The sequence below is a fragment of the Klebsiella aerogenes genome, assembly GCA_029027985.1.
GTDB classification, from domain to species: domain Bacteria; phylum Pseudomonadota; class Gammaproteobacteria; order Enterobacterales; family Enterobacteriaceae; genus Klebsiella; species Klebsiella aerogenes_A.
Genome location: CP119076.1, coordinates 4,613,347 through 4,630,420, shown reverse-complemented (window position 1 = coordinate 4,630,420; position 17,074 = coordinate 4,613,347). Strand labels below are relative to the sequence as shown.

The window sequence follows — 17,074 nt, the reverse complement described above, 5'->3', positions numbered from 1 at the left end:
CCAGTAATGGGCCCTGGAGCACATAAAAAAGCCGCCGATTTTGCCGCCTCGATCACGAAACGGCGTTTTGCCAGGGTGCCCCGGCGGCGAGAGCCAATCTCTCATCCTCCCGTCTCCTCCCCCATGAAAAAGCCGGGGGGCGGAGGATTTGCCCGCGTAATGAATGCCGCATAGTCAGCCCATCTTGAATGTGTCTTTACGTGACAGGTTGTAACGAAGGGAGAAGGGCATGGCGAGCGTACAGCTGCGAAATGTAACGAAAGCCTGGGGCGACGTGGTGGTATCGAAAGATATCAATCTCGACATCCAGGATGGGGAGTTCGTCGTGTTTGTCGGACCATCAGGCTGTGGCAAATCCACCCTGCTGCGAATGATTGCCGGACTGGAAACGGTCACCAGTGGCGATCTGTTTATTGGCGATACCCGGATGAATGACGTGCCGCCCGCCGAGCGCGGCATCGGCATGGTATTCCAGTCTTATGCGCTCTATCCCCACCTTTCCGTTGCCGAGAACATGTCTTTTGGCCTCAAGCTGGCCGGGGCGAAAAAAGAGGTGATTAACCAGCGCGTCACCCAGGTTGCCGAGGTTTTACAGCTGGCGCACCTGTTGGAGCGTAAGCCGAAAGCGCTCTCCGGCGGTCAGCGTCAGCGCGTGGCGATTGGCCGTACCCTGGTCGCCGAACCGCGTGTTTTCCTGCTCGATGAACCGTTGTCCAACCTTGATGCCGCGCTGCGTGTACAGATGCGTATCGAAATCTCCCGCCTGCATAAGCGCCTCGGGCGCACGATGATTTACGTCACTCACGATCAGGTGGAAGCGATGACGCTGGCCGACAAAATCGTGGTGCTGGACGCTGGTCGCGTCGCTCAGATTGGGAAACCGCTCGAACTCTATCACTATCCGGCGGACCGCTTCGTCGCGGGCTTTATTGGCTCGCCGAAGATGAACTTCCTGCCGGTGAAAGTCACCGCGACCGCTATTGAGCAGGTACAGGTCGAACTGCCGAACCGCCAGCAAATCTGGCTGCCGGTCGACAGCGCTCACGTTCAGGTTGGCGCCAACATGTCGTTGGGTATTCGCCCGGAACATCTGCTGCCGAGCGACATCGCCGATGTCACTCTCGAAGGCGAAGTGCAGGTGGTCGAACAACTTGGTCACGAAACACAAATTCATATCCAGATCCCCGCCATCCGTCAGAACCTGGTGTACCGCCAGAATGACGTGGTGTTGGTAGAAGAGGGAGCCACATTCGCCATCGGTTTGCCGCCGGAGCGCTGCCATTTATTCCGTGAGGATGGCACCGCTTGTCGTCGGCTGCATAAAGAGCCGGGCGTGTAAGGCTTCCCATTAAAAGAAGACGCGAACCCAGCGCGCAGCCAACCATGCGGCGGCCGAAGGGGAAGTGTTCAAAGAAAAGCAATGATCTCAGGAGATAGAATGATGATTACTCTGCGCAAACTTCCACTGGCGGTAGCCGTTGCGGCGGGCGTGATGTCTGCCCAGGCGCTGGCTGTCGATTTCCACGGTTATGCTCGTTCCGGTATTGGCTGGACTGGCAGCGGCGGTGAACAGCAATGCTTCCAGGCCACCGGCGCCCAAAGTAAATACCGTCTGGGTAACGAATGTGAAACTTACGCTGAATTAAAACTGGGCCAGGAAGTCTGGAAAGAAGGCGATAAGAGCTTCTACTTCGATACCAACGTCGCTTACTCCGTATCGCAGCAAAACGACTGGGAATCCACCAGTCCGGCCTTCCGTGAAGTCAATGTGCAGGGTAAAAACCTGATTGATTGGCTGCCGGGTTCAACCCTCTGGGCCGGTAAGCGCTTCTATCAGCGTCATGATGTTCACATGATCGACTTCTACTACTGGGATATCTCCGGTCCTGGCGCAGGTATTGAAAACATCGATCTGGGCTTCGGTAAACTCTCTCTGGCGGCTACCCGTTCTTCTGAAGCTGGCGGTTCCGCAACCTACGCCGATCGCGATCCTCTAACCGGCGAACGCGTATATGACCACCTGGTGCCGAACGACGTCTTCGACGTGCGTTTAGCGCAAATGGAAACCAACCCGGGCGGCACTCTGGAGCTGGGCGTTGACTACGGTCACACCAACATTCCTGACGACTACTATCTGCAGCCGGACGCGTCTAAAGATGGCTGGATGTTCACCGCTGAACATACCCAGAGTATCCTGAAAGGCTACAACAAGTTTGTGCTGCAGTACGCCACCGACGCCATGACCTCCAACGGTAAAGGCGTGCCGCAGGGCGGCAGCATTAATAACGATGGCTCCATGTGGCGCGTGCTTGACCATGGCGCGGTCTCTCTGGCTGACGATTGGGACATGATGTATGTCGCCATGTATCAGGACGTCAACCTGGACAACAACAACGGCACCAAGTGGTGGACCGTCGGCGTACGTCCTATGTACAAATGGACGCCGATCATGAGCACCTTGCTGGAAGTCGGTTATGACAACGTCAAATCGCAGAAAACCGGCGACAGCAACAACCAGTACAAAATCACCCTGGCGCAACAGTGGCAGGCGGGCGACAGCATCTGGTCCCGTCCGGCAATTCGTCTGTTCGCGACCTACGCGAAGTGGGATGAGAAGTGGGGTTACACCGACAGCGGCGTAGCCATGCGCGATACCTCCGGTACCGGCATCAACACATCCAGCCGCGGTGATAGCGATGAGTGGACCTTCGGCGCCCAGATGGAAATCTGGTGGTAATCCAACCTGAATCATCATGAGTAAAGAGGGGCGCCAGCCCCTCTATTTTCGGCCCAGCGCGCTATTGCCTGGCTAACGCTCGGCCATAGGAATGAGGTGATAACAATGAATATGAAGAAAAGTCTCGTTGCCCTCTGCCTGTCCGCCGGCCTGCTGGCCAGCGTACCCGCAGTCAGTTTTGCTGATGTGAATTTCGTGCCGCAGAACACCTCTGCCGCACCGACCATCCCGGTCTCCTCGCTGCAGCAGCTTACCTGGACGCCAGTCGATCAATCGAAAACTCAGACGTCTAAAGTCGCGATCGCCGGACAAACACTGAACGTACCGGGCATTACCGGGCCGGTCGTGGCGTATAGCGTACCGGCGAATATTGGCGAGCTAACCCTGACGCTGACCAGCGAAGTCGACAAACAAACTAGCGTCTATGCGCCAAATGTCCTGATCCTCGATCAGAGCATGACGCCGTCCGCCTTCTTCCCGAGCAGCTATTTCACCTATCTGGAACCGGGCGTGATGAGCGCCGATCGTCTGGAAGGGGTGATGCGCCTGACTCCGGCGCTGGGACAGCAGAAAATTTATGTGCTGGTCTTCACGACGCCGCAGGATCTGCAGCAGACTACGAAATTAATCGACCCGGCGAAGGCCTACGCCAAAGGCACCGGCAATGCGGTGCCGGATATTCCGGATCCGATCGCCAAACATACCACCGACGGCACGTTGAGCCTGAAAGTGAAAACTTCTTCCGGCTCCAGCGTATTGGTTGGCCCGCTGTTTGGCTCTTCCGGCCCGGGCCCGGTGACCGTCGGTAATACCGCCGCGCCGGTATATAACGCCCCAGCGGCTGCGCCAGCGCCTGTTGCCGCGCCGGTAGTCGCAGCGCCAGCGGCGAAAAGCGAACCGATGCTCGACGATACCGAAACCTATTTCAACAACGGTATCAAGAAAGCGGTTAAGCAAGGCGATATCGACAAAGCCCTGAAATTGATGAACGAAGCTGAGCGCCTCGGCTCGAAATCCGCTCGTTCCACCTTTATCAGCAGTGTAAAAGGCAAGGGGTGACCGTTTCCCCACAATGCTGATGTTTAGGCACAGCCTTTAGGTGCGTCCGTCTGGACGCGCCTTTTTTTATCGCGCAGCGGCGACTGTTGCACGCCTGTTGCGCGGATGATCGTATATTGACGTTTGCCCGCCCTCAAAACGCTATTCTGCGATACAATGCTTGCACGTTTTGTACCGGAGAATCAGGCATGCTACATCCTGCGCTTACGCAACTGCGTGCGCTGCGCTATTTTGCCGCCATACCCGAGCTGGAAGCGCCGCTGCGCGACTGGCTGTTGCTGGAAGACTCAATGACCAAACGCTTTGAGCAACAAGGGAAAAAGGTCACTGTGACCATGATTAACGAAGGTTTCGTCGGGCGTGACGCGCTGGCGGGCGAAGAAGCCCTGCTGCCGGATGAAGCGCGCTACTGGCTGCGGGAGATCATTCTTTGCGCCGACGGCGAACCCTGGCTGGCTGGGCGTACCATCGTACCGGAATCGACGTTATGCGGCCCTGAACTGGCGCTGCAACAACTGGGGCAGACGCCGCTGGGCCGGTACCTGTTTACTTCGTCGACGTTAACCCGAGATTTTATTGAGATAGGCCGTAATGCACAGTTGTGGGGGCGCCGTTCCCGCCTTCGGCTGAGCGGCAAACCACTGCTGCTGACAGAGTTGTTTCTGCCTGCATCACCATTGTATTAAGAGGAAGAGAAAATGGAGTGGAGTCTGACGCAGAATAAGCTGTTGGCGTTCCATCGCCTGATGCGTACTGACAAACCCATCGGCGCGCTATTGCTACTGTGGCCGACGCTGTGGGCGTTATGGGTTGCTTCCCCCGGGGTACCGCCGCTGTGGATCCTGGCGGTGTTCGTCGCGGGCGTTTGGCTGATGCGCGCCGCCGGTTGTGTGGTTAATGATTACGCCGACCGTAAATTTGATGGCCACGTTAAACGCACCGCCCGCCGTCCGCTGCCGAGCGGCGATGTGAGTGAAAAAGAGGCGCGCACGTTATTCGCCGTGCTGGTGCTGCTTTCCTTCTTGCTGGTGCTGACGCTCAATACGATGACCATCCTGTTGTCGGTGGCGGCGCTGGCGCTGGCCTGGGTCTACCCGTTTATGAAGCGCTATACCCATCTGCCGCAGGTGGTGCTGGGCGCGGCCTTTGGTTGGTCGATCCCGATGGCCTTTTCGGCGGTGAGCGAAGCGCTGCCGCTCAGCTGCTGGTTGATGTTCCTCGCCAATATCCTGTGGGCGGTGGCCTACGATACCCAGTATGCGATGGTTGACCGCGACGATGATGTCAAAATCGGCATTAAGTCGACGGCGATTCTGTTTGGCGAAAACGATCGTCTGATTATTGGTATGCTGCAGGTTGCCGTGCTGGTATTAATGGGCGCGGTAGGCTGGCTGAATGGCCTGAACTGGGAATACTACTGGTCGCTGTTTATCGCTGCGGGGCTGTTTGTCTGGCAGCAGAAACTGATTTTCAAACGCGAGCGCGATAGCTGTTTTAAAGCGTTTATGAACAATAACTACGTGGGGCTGGTGCTGTTCTTAGGCCTGGCGATGAGTTACCTACAGTAAGTTCTTTCCCCCGGCTAAGGCGTTAGCCGGGGGAAAACAGCCGCAATGTTACGCGTCGTCCTGAGCGGCGCTTTCAATCGTCAAACGCACATCCGACGTAATCAAATCCGCCAGCATCCGGTAGACTCTCATGGTCTCTTCCGGTTCGGCATCGCCGGTATCGCTGATGTAGCCTTCGTCACGCAGGGTCAGCACCAGGGTACTGAACACCGCCTTATCGAAGAACTCCGGCGCGTTGATACCGTGCAGCACCGACAGACGCTGCGCCATGGTGCGGCTTTCTTTTTCCAGCGTACTGCGGTTGATTGACGGGTTAGCGCTCAGCAGCCAGAAGGTGATGGCGTAGCGCTGCAGCGTTTCACGCGCGCCGGCGGCCAGCAGCTGCAGGGAGCGGGAGTGGGCTGGGTTGACGCTCATCTCGTCGCCATTCAGTACAATCAGCCCCTGACGCTGCATTTCAGCGATCAACGCATCGATAACGCTCGCCAGTTCCTCTTTTTCCCAGCGCAGGAACAGCTCCGCTTTGAGGAACGGGTAGAACATCTCGACGTGACGCTGCACTTCGCTACGGGAGATACGGCGATGCTGGGTGACGATGGCGGCCAGCAGCGACGGCATCACCAGCATATGGGCGATGTTGTTGCGGTAGTAGGTCATCAGCACCGCCTGCTCGCGCGGCAGAATGATGATATCGCCGATGGTATCCTTCTCGACTTCGAACTTGTTCATCTGCAGCGCGTGGTCGATAAGCTCGCTGGCGGAGGCCGTCGGCGCGGTTGAATCCGTGGCGTATGGCACGTTGCGCAGCAGATCGAGGTAGCACTCCAGTTGCTGAGTGAGCTGTTCGCGGGTCAATGAACGCTGACGCGACGCCAGAAGCGCCGTACAGCACAGGTTCATGGCGTTGGCTGCCCCGGCGTTGTTAATGCGCACCATCAGATCGGCGGCGATATTATTGACCGTCGGCGTCAGCCAGGAAGGACGAACGGCTTCGATCGGATCGATGGCTTCGCGCCACTCCGGCACGTGTTGGTTAAGGTAGGTCATCAGCGGCAGCGGTTCGCCGAAGTTGACGTAACCCTGGCCGAGATTACGCAGCTTGCTTAAGCCGCGCATCATCTGCGGCAGACTCTCTTTCTCTTTCGTCGCGCCGCGCAGTTCTTTCGCGTAGGTGCCGACTTCCATCACGTGCTCGTAGCCGATGTAAATCGGCACCAGGGTGATTGGGCGGCTACCGCCGCGCAGCATCGCCTGGATGGTCATCGACAGGGTGCCGGTTTTCGGATCCAACAGACGGCCAGTACGGGAACGCCCGCCCTCCACGAAGTATTCGACCGAATAGCCGCGGCTAAATAGCTCGCCGAGGTATTCGCGGAACACGGTGGAATAGAGCTTATTGCCCTTAAAGGTGCGGCGAATAAAGAACGCGCCGAGGCGGCGGAAAATCGGCCCTGCCGGCCAGAAGTTGAGGTTGATGCCGGCGGCGATATGCGGCGGCACCAGTCCCTGATGATAAAGAACGTACGAGAGTAGCAGATAGTCCATATGGCTGCGGTGGCAGGGCACGTAGACAATCTCATGGCCGTCGTGCGCCAGCTGACGCACGCGTTCGGCGTTATGCACGTTGATCCCCTGGTACAGACGGTTCCAGGTGAAGCCCAGAATACGGTCGGTCAGGCGGATCATTTCGTAGGAGAAGTTCGCGGCGATTTCTTCCATCAGGGCGATGGCATTCTGCTGAGCCTTCTCGTGAGAAATTTTCTTGCTACGCGCTTCGTCTTCTACCGCGCGGGCGATCGCTTTGGACGCCAACAGCTTGTTGAACAGATCCTGACGAGCCGGGAGGCGCGGGCCGACGGCGGCCAGGCGCTGACGAGCGAAGTGCATACGCGCCACGCGCGCCAGTTTCTGGGCGATAATTTTGTCGGTGCCGTGTTCATCCGCCATACGGCGCAGAGAAACGGACGGCGAGAAACGCACGAAGCTATCGCGGCCAAGCCAGGAGACGGCGAAGAACTTCTGAATGCCGTTGAGCATACGCAACGGCGGGTTTTCTTCGCCTTTTTCACGACCCGGCGCACGGCCGAACATCACCGACACCGGCACCATTTGCACGTCGAGGTCGGGATGGCTGCGGTGCAGATCCAGGTAATCGTGGAACAGCTTGATGGATTCTTCTTTCGGCGTGTAGTAGGTGAACACGCGCGGGCCGCCGTGGATGAAAACGTAGCGCGGCAGTAAGGTGCCGTCTATCTCCAACGGTTCAAAAGGATCGGGCAAATCGTGCGCCAGGCATTGGGCGCGCAGCGTCAGCAGGTCTGCCTTAGAGTTGTAGGGCAAGACGTACATTATAGGACGTGAGGTATCGAGCCCTAATTCCTGCGCAGGTTCTGCCGGAATAGACTTGCTTTTTACCAGTACCTGTAATGGTAAATTCAGTAATTTATAGTAAATTCGTTGCCAGCCGGACATAAACGATGTGAAGCCTCTGGTTAATCATGCAAATGCGCGGCAAGAATAACAGAAAGCGTACAAAATTTCCGTTGTCACACGGCAAACGCGTACACTCATCGACGTCATTTACAATAAAAGGTTCTTTTTGATGGCCAATAATACCACTGGGTTAACCAGAATCATTAAAGCGGCAGGTTATTCCTGGAAAGGATTCCGTGCGGCGTGGGTTAACGAAGCCGCTTTTCGTCAGGAAGGCGTCGCCGCGATTGTGGCGGTGGCGATAGCCTACTGGTTGGACGTGGATGCCATCACGCGAGTCTTACTCATTGGCTCGGTCCTGTTAGTGATGATAGTCGAAATTCTTAACAGCGCGATTGAAGCGGTGGTAGACCGCATCGGTTCTGAACACCACGAACTCTCCGGGCGCGCTAAAGATATGGGATCGGCGGCGGTACTGCTGGCGATTATCATCGCGTTAATCACGTGGGCGACGTTACTGTGGGCGCATTACCGCTGAGTCTTCCCGGCGATGCTCGCAAAACGGAAAGAATCTCCTGATTTTTATATGATATGTGGTTCCAAAATCGCCATTAGCTGTATATACTCACAGCATAACTGTATATACACCCAGGGGGCGGAATGAAAGCGTTAACGACCAGGCAGCAAGAGGTGTTTGATCTCATCCGGGATCACATCAGCCAAACGGGCATGCCGCCGACGCGTGCGGAAATTGCTCAGCGCTTGGGGTTCCGTTCCCCGAACGCGGCGGAAGAACACCTCAAAGCGCTGGCGCGTAAGGGCGCGATCGAAATCGTCTCCGGCGCTTCCCGCGGCATTCGTCTGCTGACCGAAGAAGAACACGGCTTGCCGCTGATTGGCCGCGTCGCCGCCGGTGAGCCGCTGCTGGCGCAGCAGCACATTGAAGGTCACTATCAGGTCGACCCGGCAATGTTTAAACCGAATGCGGACTTCCTGTTGCGCGTCAGCGGGATGTCGATGAAAGACATCGGTATTCTCGACGGCGATCTGCTGGCGGTACACAAAACGCAGGATGTGCGTAATGGTCAGGTGGTTGTCGCGCGTATCGACGAAGAAGTGACCGTGAAGCGTCTGAAGAAACAGGGCAATGTCGTCGAACTGTTGCCAGAAAACAGCGAATTTTCTCCTATCGTCGTCGATCTACGCCAGCAGAGCTTCACGATTGAAGGTCTTGCCGTCGGTGTGATCCGTAACGGAGAATGGCTGTAACTTCCGTCCCTACACAGCGTCATCTGATCTATGACGCTGTGCTGTTTTCTTTCTGTCTGGTTTCTCCTCATGCTGCTCAACGCTGCCGATAAAGCTCTGTGGCGCCTCGCGCTACCGATGATTTTCTCCAATATTACCGTTCCGCTGCTGGGGCTGGTTGATACCGCCGTTGTCGGCCATCTCGACAGCCCGGTATATCTCGGCGGCGTTGCCGTTGGCGCGACGGCCACCAGTTTCCTCTTTATGCTGCTGCTGTTCCTGCGCATGAGCACCACCGGTTTAACCGCTCAGGCCTATGGCGCCAAAGATCCGCGGCGACTGGCGCGCGCGCTGGTACAGCCGCTGATCCTCGCGCTGGCCGCCGGACTGCTCATTGTCCTGTTCCGTATGCCGTTGATTGACCTCGCGCTACGTATTGTCGGCGGTAGCGAAGCGGTGCTGGAGCAGGCAAGACGCTTCCTTGAGATCCGCTGGCTCAGCGCCCCGGCGTCGTTGGCCAACCTGGTGCTGTTAGGCTGGCTGCTTGGCGTGCAGTACGCTCGCGCGCCGGTCATTCTGCTGGTGGTCGGCAACCTGCTGAATATCGTGCTCGACCTGTGGCTGGTGATGGGCCTGCATATGAACGTGCAGGGGGCGGCGTTGGCGACGGCGCTGTCGGAATACGTCACCTTTATTATCGGTCTGCTGATGGCAAAACGCGTGCTGGCGCTGCGCGGCGTTTCACTGGCCATGCTGAAAACGGCCTGGCGCGGTAATATGCGCCGCCTGCTGGCGCTTAATCGTGACATCATGCTGCGTTCACTGCTGCTGCAACTCTGCTTTGGCGCGATCACCGTCTTCGGTGCCCGTCTTGGCAGCGATGTGGTTGCGGTTAATGCCGTGCTGATGACCATGCTCACTTTCACCGCCTATGCGTTGGATGGCTTTGCCTATGCCGTCGAAGCGCACTCCGGGCAGGCCTACGGCGCGCGTGATGGCAGCAAATTGCTGGAGGTCTGGCGCGCCGCCTGTCGACAGTCGGGGATGGTGGCGCTGGCGTTCGCGCTGGTCTACAGCGTGGCGGGCGAATACATCATCGCGCTCTTGACCTCTATTCCTTCACTGCAGCAACTGGCCGACCGCTATCTGTTCTGGCAGATGATCCTGCCGGTGATTGGCGTTTGGTGTTATTTGCTGGATGGGATGTTTATCGGCGCGACGCGCGGCGCGGAGATGCGTAATAGCATGGCGGTTGCCGCCGCGGGATTTGCGGTGACGCTGTTATCTGTGCCGATGCTCGGCAATCATGGCCTGTGGCTGGCGTTGGCGGTATTCCTCGCGCTGCGCGGACTTTCACTGGCGCTGATCTGGCGTCACCACTGGCAGCATGGCACCTGGTTTAGCTAGTCATTTCAGTTAACAACCGCTTTCCGTGCATTCCCCCGGTTGCGCTACGCTTACCGGGGCTACTATTGACTGGTAGTCCGGCTAAGCATAGCGCAAGCCGGGAACGGTGACGCAAGCTGACGTCGCCCGATTCAGCGGGCTTTCTTTTTAATCTGGATGGTATGATCGTGGTGGCAGTGCTCGCGGGTGCTGCAGGCTTCGACTTCCACGCAGGCCGCGCACAGGCCGTGCGCTTCAATCACATTATGGCGCAGGGCGAAGCCCATTCTGGCCGCTAGTGTATGCATAATATCTTCTACGCCTTCCGCACACTCTTCTTTGACCACACCGCAGCGATCGCAGATAAACATCGCCGAACTGTGGGTCGGCTGATCGAAAAGGTGGCACAGCACATAGCTGTTCGTCGATTCCACCTTATGAACGAAGCCTTGTTCCAACAGAAATTCCAGCGCGCGGTAGACCGTCGGCGGTTTTGCCTGCGGCTCTTTCTCACGTAGCAGATCCAGGAGATCGTAGGCGCTAATCGCGCCCTGCTGCAGGCTCATCAGACGCAACACTTCCAGGCGCTGTGGAGTCAGGCGTACGCCACGCTGCGCACAAAGCCTTTCAGCTTGCGCTAACATTTCTTGCGAAGTGGAGTTATCCATGAGCATCCTCTGGTTGCGTGATTTTGAAACTGTTACTTTATCACAAGCCAGGTAAAACGCCGAGAGCCCGCAAGCTTTGCTATACCTGATGTATCTCATTTTCGGGAGAAAACGATGAAACGACCTGATTGCATTCGACATTGGCGCGAACTGGAAGGTGCGGATGATTCCACCTACTCCGACAGTAACGAACGCTTTTCCATCGGCGCGCCGCTGGCTCGCGGTCTGCGTCTGAACCGGCTGGGCATTCATCATGAGCGTTTGCCGCCGGGACGACGGACCTCGTATCCGCATGCGGAAAGCGATGAAGAAGAGTTTGTCTATGTGCTGGAAGGTTTTCCGGAGGTCTGGATCAACGGCTATTTATGGAAGCTCGAACCCGGCGATAGCGTGGGATTTCCGGCAGGTACCGGCGTGTGCCACACTTTCCTGAATAATACCGAGCAGGAAGTGTGTCTGCTGGTGGTTGGCGAGGCGAATAAAAAGCACAATCGCATCTACTATCCGCTGAACCCGAGCTATGCCGCGACTCGTCAGGACCGCTGGGTCGATCACCCGCCGCAGTTTTTCGGTCCGCATGACGGTAAACCGCGTAAAAAATAGGCTGAGTGTTGGCCATGGCGCGTAGCGCTCGACGCTATGCGCCATGGTTTATCTTTGTGCTATAGTAGCGCCCCTTTTTACCCGGATGCTTATTTATTCGCCATGATGCCAGAATCAACGTCTACCGCTTTTGCCGCCCACCGCTTTTCTATTGCGCCGATGCTCGATTGGACCGACAGACACTGCCGTTATTTCCTGCGCCTGCTGTCGCGCCAGACTCTGCTGTACACCGAAATGGTGACCACCGGCGCGATTATTCACGGCAAAGGCGACTATCTGGCGTATAGCGAAGCAGAACATCCGGTGGCGCTGCAACTGGGCGGCAGCGATCCTGCGGCGCTGGCGCAGTGCGCGAAGCTTGCCGAGGCGCGCGGCTATGACGAGATTAACCTCAACGTCGGCTGTCCGTCCGACCGCGTACAGAACGGGATGTTCGGCGCCTGTCTGATGGGCAATGCCGCGCTGGTTGCGGACTGCATCAAAGCGATGCGCGATGTGGTGTCGATCCCGGTAACGGTGAAAACCCGTATCGGCATTGATGATCAGGACAGCTATGAATTCCTCTGCGATTTCATCGAGACGGTCTCCGGCAAAGGTGAGTGCGAGATGTTCATCATTCACGCCCGTAAAGCCTGGCTCTCTGGCCTGAGTCCGAAAGAAAACCGCGAAATTCCACCGCTGGATTATCCGCGCGTCTGGCAGCTGAAGCGCGATTTCCCGCACCTGACAATGGCCATCAATGGCGGCATTAAATCGTTAGCAGAGGCCAAACTGCAGCTTGAGCATATGGATGGCGTGATGGTGGGGCGCGAGGCTTATCAGAATCCGGGGATTCTGGCATCGGTGGATCGCGAGATTTTCGGCGTCGAAGGCGCAGACGCCGATCCGGTGGCGGTGGTGCGGGCGATGTATCCGTATATTGAGCGTGAGCTGAGCAACGGCACCTACCTTGGTCATATTACCCGTCATATGCTGGGCCTGTTCCAGGGGATCCCCGGGGCGCGTCAATGGCGCCGCTACCTGAGCGAAAACGCGCACAAAGCGGGCGCTGATATTAACGTGCTGGAACATGCGTTGAAGCTGGTTGCCGATAAACGTTAATTTTTTCGCTAAAACCTGGCGGATTTCACCACGCCCCGTAGCATCGCTGCGGGGCGTTTTGTTTCGATTCAATGAGTTATGTTTGGCACGATTCTTGAAATAACTAATCAGCTATTGGGTTATTTATTTCGGGAGAAGACCATGCTGGAACTCTTATTCGTCATTGGATTTTTTGTCATGCTGCTGGTCACTGGCATATCGTTGCTCGGCATTATCGCCGCGATGGTGGTGGCCACTGCGCTGATGTTCTTCGGCGGGCTGTTTGCATTAGTGATCAAGTTACTACCCTGGCTGCTGCTGGCGGTGGTTGCCGTGTGGGTGATTCGGGCGATTAAATCGCCAACGACAAATCGTTATCGTCGCGAAGATCGCTGGCGCTATTAAGTCTCTATTTGGGATTGAGCGGTGTGTCACAACCTGAACAATTTTGCATAAAACAGCGTAGGCATTGCTTATTAAATCTGTCACTATTAGCGCGGTAACGAATTCATCGCGCTGTACCCTACATACAGCCGAACAATAAAAAGTAAGGGCCTCCGTCAGGGGGCCCTAAACTTTTCCAGCTATCTCATCCTGTTACGGCAACAGCAGGCTCGAGCCCTCAGTGACCCGGCTTTCCAGAATCTCATGCGCGCGTCTGGCATCGGTCAGGGCGTATTTCTGATTTTCCGCGACATCGACGTTAATCACGCCGCTGGCTATCAGCGAAAACAGCTCACTACTGGCCGTTTCCAGTTCTTCCCGGTTGGTGATGTAGCCTTGTAGAGAAGGGCGGGTCACATACAACGAGCCTTTCTGGTTGAGAATACCCAGATTCACGCCGGTCACCGGGCCGGAAGAGTTGCCGAAACTCACCATCAGCCCGCGACGCTGCAGGCAATCAAGCGAAGCTTCCCAGGTGTCTTTACCCACGGAGTCATAAACCACCGCGACTTTTTTTCCACCGGTCAGCGCCTTCACGCGTTCGGCAATATTTTCGTCGCGATAGTTAATCGTTTCCCAGGCTCCGGCCTGTTTGGCGCGCAGCGCTTTTTGCGCGCTGCCGACGGTACCGATAAGCTTTGCGCCTAACGCTTTCGCCCACTGGCAGGCAATCAGCCCTACGCCGCCCGCCGCCGCGTGGAACAGGAACGTTTCGTTGGCTTTAATTTCATAGGTTTTGCGTAGCAGGTACCAGACTGTCAGCCCTTTCAGGAACGACGCAGCCGCTTGTTCGAAGGAAATCGCGTCCGGCAAAATGGCGACTTTATCGGCTGGCACGTTATGCGCCGAGCTATAGGCGCCCAGCGTGGACTGGGCGTACACCACGCGATCGCCAACCTTGATATGTTTGACGCCGCTGCCGACTTTACTGACGATGCCGGCGGCTTCGGTGCCCAAACCACTCGGCAGCGACGGCGGGGGATACAAACCGCTGCGAATATAGGTGTCGATATAGTTGATACCGATGGCTTTATTTTCTACCTGGATCTCCTGCTCCGCAGGATCGTTGGGCGTAAACTCGACCGCCTGCAGAACATCAGGGCCTCCATGGTGGGGAAATTCAATTCGTGTTGCCATGTGAACTCCTTTATAATTTTGTGTCTCTCATTTACAGGTAACTCCATTCACTATGGCAGGAAATAAACCCTTCAACAAACCACAGACAGAACCTCGCGAACGCGATCCGCAGCTCGCCGGGTTGAAAGTCCCGCCGCACTCGATTGAAGCGGAACAGTCGGTGTTGGGCGGTTTAATGCTGGATAACGAGCGCTGGGACGACGTCGCCGAACGGGTGGTGTCGGAGGATTTCTATACCCGCCCGCATCGTCATATCTTTACCGAAATGGCGCGACTGCAAGAGTCGGGTAGTCCGATCGATCTGATCACTCTCGCAGAATCGCTGGAGCGCCAGGGGCAACTGGATAGCGTAGGCGGCTTCGCTTATCTGGCTGAGCTGTCTAAAAATACGCCAAGCGCGGCGAACATCAGCGCCTATGCCGACATCGTGCGTGAACGCGCGGTGGTCCGCGAAATGATTTCGGTGGCTAACGAGATCGCCGAAGCGGGTTTTGATCCGCAGGGGCGCACCAGCGAAGATCTGCTGGACCTCGCGGAATCCCGGGTATTTAAAATCGCCGAAAGTCGCGCGAATAAAGACGAAGGGCCGAAAAACATCGCCGATGTGCTTGATGCGACCGTCGCGCGTATTGAACAGCTATTCCAGCAGCCGCATGACGGTGTCACCGGGGTCAATACCGGCTATGACGACCTCAACAAGAAGACCGCCGGGCTACAGCCTTCGGATCTGATTATCGTCGCCGCGCGTCCATCGATGGGTAAGACGACATTTGCGATGAACCTCGTGGAAAACGCGGCGATGTTGCAGGATAAACCGGTACTGATCTTCAGTCTGGAAATGCCATCGGAACAGATCATGATGCGTTCTCTGGCGTCGCTATCGCGCGTCGACCAGACCCGGATCCGTACCGGCCAGCTGGATGATGAAGACTGGGCGCGGATCTCCGGCACCATGGGGATTTTGCTGGAAAAACGTAACATCTATATCGATGATTCCTCCGGCCTGACGCCGACGGAAGTGCGTTCGCGCGCCCGTCGTATCGCCCGCGAGCACGGTGGTATCGGTCTTATTATGATCGACTACCTGCAGCTGATGCGCGTACCGTCGCTCTCCGACAACCGTACCCTGGAAATTGCCGAAATCTCCCGTTCTCTGAAGGCGTTGGCGAAAGAGCTGCAGGTGCCGGTAGTGGCGCTGTCGCAGCTGAACCGCTCTCTGGAACAGCGCGCCGATAAACGCCCGGTCAACTCCGACCTGCGTGAATCCGGCTCTATTGAACAGGATGCCGACTTAATTATGTTCATTTATCGTGATGAGGTTTATCACGAGAACAGTGACTTAAAAGGCATTGCTGAAATTATCATTGGTAAACAACGTAACGGCCCGATCGGGACGGTACGACTGACCTTTAACGGCCAGTGGTCGCGTTTCGATAATTATGCCGGACCACAATACGACGATGAGTAAATCTCCGTCAGTCTTTTTTTAAGGAATTCAAATGCAAGCGGCAACTGTAGTCATCAACCGCCGCGCTCTGCGACACAACCTGCAACGCCTGCGTGAACTGGCTCCCGCCAGTAAACTGGTTGCGGTGGTGAAAGCGAACGCCTACGGACACGGCCTCCTTGAGACCGCGCGAACGCTAACCGACGCCGACGCCTTCGGTGTCGCCCGCCTGGAAGAGGCGCTGTGCCTGCGCGAAGGGGGTATCACTCAGCCGATTCTGCTGCTGGAAGGCTTCTTCGATGCCGCTGACCTGCCGCTAATTTCCGCACAGCATCTGCATACCGTCGTGCATAGCCCGGAGCAGCTGGCGGCGCTGGAACAGGCGGATCTGGCTGCGCCGGTAACCGTATGGATGAAATTGGATACCGGCATGCATCGTCTTGGCGTTCTGCCGGAACAAGCCGAGGCCTTCTATCAGCGGCTGACTCAGTGCAAAAACGTCCATCAGCCGGTCAATATTGTGAGCCATTTCGCCCGCGCCGATGAGCCGGAATGCGGCGCGACCGAGCGCCAACTGGATATTTTCACCACCTTCAGTGACGGTAAGCCGGGGCTGCGTTCTATCGCTGCCTCGGGCGGGATGTTGCTGTGGCCGCAGTCGCATTTCGACTGGGCGCGCCCGGGCATTATTCTCTACGGTGTATCACCGCTCGAGAATCATTCCACCGGTGAAGATTTTGGTTGCCAGCCGGTGATGTCGTTGACGTCCAGCCTGATTGCGGTACGCGAGCATAAAGCAGGGGAGCCGGTAGGCTATGGTGGAACCTGGATTAGCGAGCGCGATACCCGGTTAGGCGTGGTGGCGATGGGCTATGGCGATGGCTATCCGCGCGCCGCGCCGTCCGGTACGCCGGTGCTGGTCAACGGCCGCGAAGTCCCGATTGTCGGCCGCGTGGCAATGGATATGATTTGCGTCGACCTTGGCCCACAGGCGCAGGACAACGCCGGCGACCCGGTTGTGCTGTGGGGGGAGGGACTCCCCGTTGAGCGTATTGCGGAAATAACGAAAGTGAGTGCTTACGAACTTATTACCCGCTTAACCTCCAGACTGGCCATTCGCTACCTCGATTAACCTCGCACAGTGGCAACATTCCCCGATTGCGCTACGCTTATCAGGGTAATGAAGACGGGCTGGCGCATGCCGCTTCGCCCGTCATTCAAGCGATCTTCGTCGATAACTCGCCAACATCCGCTCGACCTTCCC

General features: G+C 56.9%; 16 protein-coding genes. 13 read left to right on the top strand and 3 right to left on the bottom strand.

The window, feature by feature from the left end:
- The first annotated feature begins 229 nt into the window (after positions 1-229).
- From malK to ubiA, 5 genes are all read left to right on the top strand, one after another.
- Positions 230-1,339, top strand: coding sequence for a maltose/maltodextrin ABC transporter ATP-binding protein MalK (malK, locus tag PYR66_21990; protein WEF27912.1), 1,110 nt, complete (start codon positions 230-232; stop codon positions 1,337-1,339).
- Positions 1,340-1,438: 99 nt separating this feature from the next.
- Positions 1,439-2,737 carry a maltoporin gene (locus PYR66_21985; protein ID WEF27911.1) on the top strand — a complete coding sequence of 433 codons (1,299 nt, stop codon included), beginning with the start codon at positions 1,439-1,441 and terminating at the stop codon, positions 2,735-2,737.
- Between the two features lie 105 nt (positions 2,738-2,842).
- Positions 2,843-3,796, top strand: coding sequence for a maltose operon protein MalM (malM, locus tag PYR66_21980; GenBank protein WEF27910.1), 954 nt, complete (start codon positions 2,843-2,845; stop codon positions 3,794-3,796).
- A 188-nt stretch (positions 3,797-3,984) separates the two neighbouring features.
- Entirely contained in the window at positions 3,985-4,482 is a 498-nt protein-coding gene (ubiC, locus tag PYR66_21975) for a chorismate lyase (GenBank protein WEF27909.1), read from the top strand.
- A 12-nt stretch (positions 4,483-4,494) separates the two neighbouring features.
- On the top strand, positions 4,495-5,364 hold the full coding sequence (gene ubiA, locus PYR66_21970; GenBank protein ID WEF27908.1) for a 4-hydroxybenzoate octaprenyltransferase: 870 nt from the start codon (positions 4,495-4,497) through the stop codon (positions 5,362-5,364).
- A gap of 48 nt (positions 5,365-5,412) precedes the next feature.
- Here the strand turns inward: ubiA and plsB are convergent, their stop codons facing one another.
- Positions 5,413-7,836, bottom strand: coding sequence for a glycerol-3-phosphate 1-O-acyltransferase PlsB (gene plsB / locus PYR66_21965; protein ID WEF27907.1), 2,424 nt, complete (start codon positions 7,834-7,836; stop codon positions 5,413-5,415).
- Positions 7,837-7,966: 130 nt separating this feature from the next.
- On the opposite strand from plsB, the gene PYR66_21960 reads away from it, so the two are divergent.
- From PYR66_21960 to dinF, 3 genes are all read left to right on the top strand, one after another.
- On the top strand, positions 7,967-8,335 hold the full coding sequence (locus PYR66_21960; GenBank protein ID WEF27906.1) for a diacylglycerol kinase: 369 nt from the start codon (positions 7,967-7,969) through the stop codon (positions 8,333-8,335).
- 122 nt (positions 8,336-8,457) lie between these two features.
- Positions 8,458-9,066, top strand: coding sequence for a transcriptional repressor LexA (lexA, locus tag PYR66_21955; protein WEF27905.1), 609 nt, complete (start codon positions 8,458-8,460; stop codon positions 9,064-9,066).
- 69 nt (positions 9,067-9,135) lie between these two features.
- Entirely contained in the window at positions 9,136-10,452 is a 1,317-nt protein-coding gene (dinF, locus tag PYR66_21950) for an MATE family efflux transporter DinF (protein WEF27904.1), read from the top strand.
- A gap of 131 nt (positions 10,453-10,583) precedes the next feature.
- On the opposite strand, the gene zur is transcribed toward dinF, so the two are convergent.
- Positions 10,584-11,099: a zinc uptake transcriptional repressor Zur gene (gene zur / locus PYR66_21945; GenBank protein ID WEF27903.1), complete on the bottom strand. Its 516-nt coding sequence runs from the start codon at positions 11,097-11,099 to the stop codon at positions 10,584-10,586.
- 114 nt (positions 11,100-11,213) lie between these two features.
- On the opposite strand from zur, the gene PYR66_21940 reads away from it, so the two are divergent.
- The 3 genes from PYR66_21940 (at position 11,214) to pspG (ending at position 13,187) form a co-directional block, all read left to right on the top strand.
- A complete protein-coding gene (locus tag PYR66_21940) occupies positions 11,214-11,702 on the top strand; it encodes a cupin domain-containing protein (protein WEF27902.1) in 489 nt (162 codons plus the stop codon).
- Between the two features lie 102 nt (positions 11,703-11,804).
- Entirely contained in the window at positions 11,805-12,803 is a 999-nt protein-coding gene (gene dusA / locus PYR66_21935) for a tRNA dihydrouridine(20/20a) synthase DusA (GenBank protein ID WEF27901.1), read from the top strand.
- Positions 12,804-12,944: 141 nt separating this feature from the next.
- Positions 12,945-13,187: an envelope stress response protein PspG gene (pspG, locus tag PYR66_21930; GenBank protein WEF27900.1), complete on the top strand. Its 243-nt coding sequence runs from the start codon at positions 12,945-12,947 to the stop codon at positions 13,185-13,187.
- Between the two features lie 192 nt (positions 13,188-13,379).
- Here the strand turns inward: pspG and PYR66_21925 are convergent, their stop codons facing one another.
- On the bottom strand, positions 13,380-14,363 hold the full coding sequence (locus PYR66_21925) for a quinone oxidoreductase (GenBank protein ID WEF27899.1): 984 nt from the start codon (positions 14,361-14,363) through the stop codon (positions 13,380-13,382).
- Positions 14,364-14,415: 52 nt separating this feature from the next.
- On the opposite strand from PYR66_21925, the gene dnaB reads away from it, so the two are divergent.
- A complete protein-coding gene (dnaB, locus tag PYR66_21920) occupies positions 14,416-15,831 on the top strand; it encodes a replicative DNA helicase (GenBank protein WEF27898.1) in 1,416 nt (471 codons plus the stop codon).
- A gap of 31 nt (positions 15,832-15,862) precedes the next feature.
- A complete protein-coding gene (gene alr, locus PYR66_21915) occupies positions 15,863-16,942 on the top strand; it encodes an alanine racemase (GenBank protein WEF27897.1) in 1,080 nt (359 codons plus the stop codon).
- Positions 16,943-17,074 lie beyond the last annotated feature (132 nt).